Source organism: bacterium (assembly GCA_024224155.1).
Lineage (GTDB): Bacteria > Acidobacteriota > Thermoanaerobaculia > Multivoradales > JAHEKO01 > CALZIK01.
The window spans coordinates 1-6166 of sequence record JAAENP010000439.1 but is presented as its reverse complement, the minus strand read 5'-3'; the positions used below and the strand labels follow the sequence as shown (position 1 = coordinate 6166).

Here is a 6166-nt window from a genome sequence, read left to right as displayed (position 1 = left end):
CGGTCAGTGGTTCCTGACGCCCGACAACGAACAGAAATCTCGTCTCTACGACCGGCTCGTGAGCGATCCGGAAGGAACGGCAGAGCTCATGCTGCTGCTCGCCGAGCAGCGGATCGACTATCTGGTGATGCCCGCAGAGAATGCCGCCGCCATCGCGGCCGCGCTCGGCGACCGCGTTCGCGAGCGGAAGACCTTCGGCCGGCTCGAGCTCCTGGTCCTCGGCCCATAGAAGTCCCCTACGCCGTCTGGACGCGCGCGGCCAGGGTCCGGCGCACCATGTAGCCGACGGTGACAAGACCGGCGACGAGCAGCACGGCAAACAGGGCGAAGTTGCCCCACTGCGGCGCCTCGGGCACCACGAGTCCACCGGCGACCGGATCGAGGTAGAGCGCTCTCACCTGATGGCGGGTGATCGACATGATCGCGATCGCCGACGCCAGCCCCGCGAGCGTGCCGGTGACCGCACCGGGCTTCTCGACCGGCTCAGTGACCCGCGCGAGCATAGCGACACCTCACGTGGCGCGGACCGCCTGTTCAGGTAGGTGCCGAGCCCGCTCTCGGATCAGGACTGCCCCAGCGGGTGGCGCGGCGCGGGTCGCACCGCTCGTAACATATTCGCAGCGCTCGTTGGTGTGAAGCTTTGGTTGAGCTGAGAACACAATGTTGAGATGGCTCATGGTCTGCCTTGTCGGCCTCGCCGGGGTGACGCAGGCCGCCGATTTCCCGCCGATTACAGACGAAGAGCGTAGCCTGGCCGCCGTCCCCGGTCAGGCAACCGCTCCAGCCCTGGTCCTGTACCGGAAGGCCGAGTTGCGAATGCTGGACTACCCCCGCGAGGTGTCGTCCTATCTGAAGGTCAACGTGCGGATCAAGATCCTGACGGAGGAGGGCAAGAAGCACGGCGAGGTCGAGATCCCTCACAGCGGCTTCTATCGTCTCAAGAAGGTCGAAGGCCGAACCGTGCTCCCGAATGGGCAGATCGTGCCATTGCCTGAAGACGCGGTCTTTGAAGAGCGACGATCACGCTCTCTCAAGGCCTTCGTCACCAAGCTGGTGTTCCCGGCGGTCGAGGTAGGGGCGATTCTGGACTACAGATACACGGTCCGCTGGGACAGTCTCTTCTACTTGGAGCCCTGGTACTTCCACGGCCGCCTGCCGACACGGCTTTCCGAGATCACGTACATCAAGCCGAACAATCTGGGGCTCGAACCCTGGGCGGTTCAGACGCAGCCACAGCCGTTACAGACCTCGACCACGAAGACGAAGCTGGGAACCGAGCTCCGCATCTGGGCGGAACAGCTCGCCGGAATCCCGGACGAGCCCTACAGCTTCCCGTTCGCCGATCTCGCAACCCGATTCATGTTGGTTCCCACGGTGGTGAATCTGAGCTCTGGGCCCGAACCGCTTCTGGACTCATGGCGGAGTGCATGCAGCATCTTCGCGGACGACTACAAGAACGCGCGGCGCAGTGATCGCCAGACCAAGAAAAAGGCCTCCGCGCTCACCGCAGGTTTACCGAGTCTGATCGAGAAAGTCGCCTCGCTGCATGCCTTCGTTCGCGACGAGATCCGAACCGATCTCACCTATGGAGTCGGAATCGGCGACAAGCAGACGGTCGACCGCGTATTGGCCGACGGACACGGGACCCCCGTTGCCAAAGCGCTGCTGCTGCAGTCGCTCTTGGCCGGCGTGGGCGTCGATTCCGATCTCATCTGGGTCGCCGATCGAAACCTCGGGCGGGTTGATCTGAGCGTCGCCAATCCCTGGTGGTTCGACGGCGGGCTGGTGCGCATCGAAGTCGACCGCGAAACGACATATCTCGATCCGGTCGACCGGAGCGCCGGTTTCGGCCAGCTTCCTCCGTACTATGAGGGCACGCCGGCCTTGGTGTTCCACCGCTCGAAGCCGGAGATCATCGAACTGCCCATTGCGCCGGCTACAGAGAACCTCAGACGTGCCTCGCTCGATCTCGCGGTAGATTCCGATGGTCGGGTCGGCGGACGAGGCAGCCTGGAGCTGGAGGGTCATCAGGCCTGGAGGTATGTGCGGCTAGGCGAAGACACCGCCGCCACGGAAGACGCCTGGCGCGAGTATCTGGAGGAACGGTTCTCGGGTTACGACGTTACCGCCATCGAGGTCGAAGAAGACCTACGCGAGCAGCACGTCCGCATCGGCTGGTCGCTGCGCCAGCGCGACGAGGAAGTGTTGGGAGACGAAGTGTCGGTCTATCTGTCGAAGCCCCTGGGCCCCGCTGCGCACCCCTTCAGCTTGCCGGCCGGGCAGCGACGAACGCCCGTGCAGATGCTCTACGGAAGACTCGACCGGCTCACCGCGACCCTTTCCTGGCCCGAGGGTTGGGAGCTCCAGGCAGCGCCGCCTGACGCCAGCCACACCGGCACGGCCGGGACGGTCGAAGTCCACACGGAGACCGCCGAGACGGCAAGGCGAGTGGAGTTCAAGCGCCGCTTCGAGCTCAGCGGCCGCGAGTTTGGTGGCAACGATGGCTACACGGCCCTGCGAAACCTCTACGACCAGGCGTCGAAGCTCGACGCCCGTCCCGTGGTGCTGCTCCGAGAGTAAACGTCGAGTGAGCTCTCTACTACGGCTCTTGGGCTTGGCCTCCGTCGCGGTGCTCGGGACGACCCTCGACGCCGACGCGGCCCTCGTACTGCGCAAGGAAGTCGCGATAGAGGTCACCGATTCCGGTCTCCTCCAAGAGCGCACCAAGATTCGCGTGCGACTCGAAAGCCCTAGCGATCTGGAAGCGTGGTCACACTACTCGGTGCGGCTCGACTCCAATCGCCGGCTCGGCTCTTTCGAAGCCGCGACAATAACGGCGAACGGACGGCGCCGCCGAGTGGGGCGCAAGTCGCAAGATCGGGTCGAGCACTCCGGGGACGCCACTGCCAGCTCCCAGTACTTTCACGTTGTCGAGTTCCCGGGGCTTGGTCTGGATACCGTCCTCGAGGTCGCCTACGAGGTCGAGATCGAGCCCTACTTCCCTTCGAGCCAGATGGTACTGCTCGGCGATGACCGGATCTCGGATCTGCTGGTTACGATCACAGGCGGCGTCAGATGGCGCCTCGACGGGCCCGGGGAAGGGTTACAGGTCGAGGATCTTCCCGACGGCGTCCGGATTCGCGGTCGAGATCTCGAAGCCGTGGATCCACCTGAGCTCGCAGCCGGGGGTGCCGCCAGCGAGCCGGTGCTCCGATGGTCCTGGGACCCTGATGGCAGCTGGCAAGCGGTGAGCGACTGGTACGGAAGGCTGCTGGACGGTTTGCCGACGGGAACGCCAGAGGTTCGGCGGCTTGCAGCGTCGCTGACCTCCGATGCTCGAACGCCGCGCCAACGTCTGGAGGCGCTCGTCGAGCACCTGCGGCGCAAGGTGCGCTACGTCGCGGTCGAGGTCGGCATTGGTGGCTACCGCCCGTCGGCTCCTCGGGAGGTGCTCGAGCGCAAGTGGGGCGACTGCAAGGACAAGGGACTCTTGCTGATCGCGCTGCTCAAAGAGGTCGGAATAGAGGCCTACCCCGCTCTGGTGTTGCTCGATCGCTCCGGGCGGATCGAGCCCGCCTTCCCTTCGCCGATCCAGTTCAATCACCTGATCGTCGCGGTTCCCGAGACTGAGGTCGAAACCGACGAGGACGATCCGGTCGGAGGAGGCTACCTGTTCATCGATCCCACTCAATCGCGGGGAACCGCCGGCTGGCTTCATCCCGGCGTTCAGGACCAAGACGCCCTGGTGGTGACCGGCGAAGGAGGTGGTCTGGTTCGCACCCCGCTTCGCCCGGAGCACGAGAACGTCGAGCTCACGGCGGATGTCGAGGTTTCACCCGACGGCGACGTCGCCGGCCGGGCCACGATCGCGCTCAGGGGAACCTACGGAGCCCACTTGCTGGATCAGATCGAAAGCGAGCCCACTCAGATCGCCGGCGAGGAAGTGATGGCGATCTTCAAAGGCTTGCTCCCCGGAGCGCGGCTCGAGGATGTCAGCTGGGGAGAGAGGTCGGGCAGGGTGCCTGCGGTGCTGATGTCCACGACACTCGAAGTCGACGGTCTCGTTCAAGGAACCGCGGCCCGGGCGTCATTTCGGCTGCCCGGCCTGAGGTCGGCTCCCCAGCCTCGACTTCTAGACGAGGTCGACTCGGCGATCGCGTACGGGGCTCGGGTCCGGCAAGCAAAGTGGCGCTTGAGGTTCCCTCGAGGGTGGTGCCTACCGGCAACCGACCAGGTCCGGATCGCCAATGCCGCCGGCGGCTTTCTCCAGACCGTCAAAACCGACGGCAGCGGCGCCCTGCTGATCGAGCGGCACGGCGAGGTGAGCAGAAGGTGGTTCGAGAACGATCGACTGGACGCCCTGCGGGAGCTATCCGTCGCCGAGCACCGGGCTTTCCAACGACGAATCCGCCTCGAATGCGGCGACTGAGGTCGCGAAGCTTTCTCGCCCGTGCGCCACATGCGCTCGCCGCTCAGGACAGCTCGGCGCCGCAGTACTTGCAGTAGCGGGCGTCGACCGCGTGGCCCTCGCCGCCGCACTCGGTGCAGGACTGGGTGTGGGTCGCCGACCTGAGACTCGAGGCGATCTCGACCGACACGATCCCGGTCGGTACCGCGATGATGCCGTAGCCCAGGATCATCACCACCGAGGCCAGGAGCTTGCCGGTCGCGGTCTGCGGCGAGAGGTCGCCGTAGCCGACCGTGGTCATGGTGACGATCGCCCAGTAGACCGCCTGGGGGATGCTGGTGAAGCCGTTCTCCGGCCCCTCGATCAGGTACATCGCCGCACCGACGATCAGGACTACGGTCAGCACCGCGCCGAGGAAGACCACGATCTTCCGGCTCGACGCGCGCAGCGCCGCGTAGAGCAGGTGGGCCTCGCCCAGAAAATGGGCGAGCTTCAAGACGCGGAAGACCCGCAAGAGCCGCAGCGCCCGGATTACGAGCAAGGACTGGCTGCCGGCGATGACGAAGCTCAGGTAGGTGGGCAGGATCGCCAGCAGATCGACGATGCCGAAGAAGCTCACCGCGTAGCGCATCGGTCGCCCCACCGAGACCAGGCGCAGGACGTACTCGATCGTGAAGAGGATAGTGAAGAACCACTCGATGGCGCGCAGCTCGGTGCCGTACTGGGCGCGAATCTCGCCGACGCTTTCGAGCAGGACCGCAGCCACGCTCAGGACGATTGCCAGCAGCAGGGCGACGTCGAAGGTCTTGCCGGCGGGCGTGTCGGCCTCGAAGATGACCTCGTGCATCCGGTGGCGCCAGCTGTCATGCCCCGGCTGCGCGCTCATGCCGCTCGAGACTGTACCGTACTCTCAGCAGGCTGCGGCCGGATGGTTACCTCCGCCCGCTTCTCTGATCGACCTTGGTCCGAACTTGCCAGGAAAAGGGGCTTTGTCGCAAGCGGCACGAAAGCCAGTACGACCGGGCCAGAGCGAAGATCGGCCGGGACTTTGGTGCGTTGCAGGAGCTCGCAAAACGACCGCTCGGGTTTGTATACGGTCGCCTGTTCTGAGACTCTCGGCCGAATGAAAGAACCGGGGGCTCCCAAGGAGGAGCGTCCCTTCGGCTGGCTGGGCATCTCGGTCGCCTGGTTTTTGTGGGGCCTGGAGAATACCGCTCGTCTGCGGGCGCAGGTTCCCGACATCGGCTGGCACAAAGCCGCCTGGTATGGCATGCCGGACGCGCTGGTTTGGGCTCTGCTGACTCCCCTCGTCGTTCGGTTCGTACGCTGGACGGACGCTTCGGGACGGAGCTTACGGCGGACGCTGCCGCTTCACCTGGGCGCCGCGGTCGGCGTGGCGTTCCTGCACTCGCTCGCGGACGCGGGCATCGCCGCACTGCGCAATCTCGCGGGCGGGCACGCATCGTCCTACGGCATGATCTTCCAAAAGGTGCTGACCCACACCTTTCAGCTCAACCTCCTCATGTACTTCCTGGTCGCCGGACTCGCCTATTACGTCTCCTACTCGCGGCGCTTGGCGGAGCGAGATCGCCGGACCGCCGAGCTGCGAGCCCAGCTCACCGAAGCACAGCTCCAGAGCCTGCAGACCCAGCTGCGCCCGCATTTCCTGTTCAACGCCCTCCACACGGTTTCCTCGCTGATGGAGACAGAGCCCCGCCGCGGCCAGCGGGTCATCCGCCAGCTCGGTGATCTGTTGCG

General features: G+C 65.3%; 6 protein-coding genes. 4 read left to right on the top strand and 2 right to left on the bottom strand.

Going from position 1 to position 6166, the window contains the following annotated elements; genetic code table 11:
• Positions 1-229: hypothetical protein (locus GY769_21590; GenBank protein ID MCP4204512.1), on the top strand; the 229-nt coding region annotated here is incomplete at its 5' end.
• A 7-nt stretch (positions 230-236) separates the two neighbouring features.
• Here GY769_21590 and GY769_21585 read toward each other — a convergent pair.
• Positions 237-503 (bottom strand): hypothetical protein, encoded by a 267-nt coding sequence (locus GY769_21585; protein ID MCP4204511.1) that lies wholly within the window; start codon positions 501-503, stop codon positions 237-239.
• Positions 504-660: 157 nt separating this feature from the next.
• Between GY769_21585 and GY769_21580 the strand changes: the two genes are divergently transcribed.
• Together GY769_21580 and GY769_21575 are read left to right on the top strand one after the other, a co-directional pair.
• A complete protein-coding gene (locus GY769_21580; GenBank protein ID MCP4204510.1) occupies positions 661-2580 on the top strand; it encodes a DUF3857 domain-containing protein in 1920 nt (639 codons plus the stop codon).
• A gap of 7 nt (positions 2581-2587) precedes the next feature.
• Positions 2588-4429, top strand: coding sequence for a hypothetical protein (locus GY769_21575; protein MCP4204509.1), 1842 nt, complete (start codon positions 2588-2590; stop codon positions 4427-4429).
• Between the two features lie 43 nt (positions 4430-4472).
• On the opposite strand, the gene GY769_21570 is transcribed toward GY769_21575, so the two are convergent.
• On the bottom strand, positions 4473-5255 hold the full coding sequence (locus GY769_21570; protein MCP4204508.1) for an ion transporter: 783 nt from the start codon (positions 5253-5255) through the stop codon (positions 4473-4475).
• Positions 5256-5531: 276 nt separating this feature from the next.
• Here GY769_21570 and GY769_21565 point away from each other — a divergent pair.
• Positions 5532-6166, top strand: a 635-nt coding sequence (locus tag GY769_21565) for a histidine kinase (protein MCP4204507.1), incomplete at its 3' end; no start/stop codon positions are given.

Bases quoted from the DNA above. Each gene is read 5' to 3' on its own strand.
- GY769_21585 (MCP4204511.1), bottom strand. From the start codon at position 503: ATGCTCGCGCGGGTCACTGAGCCGGTCGAGAAGCCCGGTGCGGTCACC.
- GY769_21580 (MCP4204510.1), top strand. From the start codon at position 661: ATGTTGAGATGGCTCATGGTCTGCCTTGTCGGCCTCGCCGGGGTGACG.
- GY769_21570 (MCP4204508.1), bottom strand. From the start codon at position 5,255: ATGCACGAGGTCATCTTCGAGGCCGACACGCCCGCCGGCAAGACCTTC.